We start from the raw sequence: 246 nt of genomic DNA on the forward strand, positions 1-246 counted from the left end.
CGGCATCGCGACACGCGATGCGCCACCCGGCAGCGTGGTCGGGATCTGCTCATAACCGTGGATCCGGGCCAGCTCCTCGATCAGGTCTTCTTCGATGGCGATGTCGAAGCGGCGGCTCGGCGCGGTGACCTGCCAGCCTTCGCCAGCGTCCACCACCTGCATGCCCAGCGCGCGCAGGATGCGCTCGACTTCGGCGTCTTCGATGGTGATGCCCAGCACGCGGGTGATGCGCGCGCGGCGCAGCAT

At 68.7% G+C, this 246-nt stretch carries 1 pseudogene; it reads right to left on the reverse strand.

Going from position 1 to position 246, the window contains the following annotated elements:
- Positions 1 to 246, reverse strand: a pseudogene (locus tag FQ668_RS27975) (hypothetical protein); the annotation flags it as partial.

This window comes from Pseudomonas sp. Kh14 (assembly GCF_900291005.1).
Classification (GTDB): domain Bacteria; phylum Pseudomonadota; class Gammaproteobacteria; order Pseudomonadales; family Pseudomonadaceae; genus Aquipseudomonas; species Aquipseudomonas alloputida.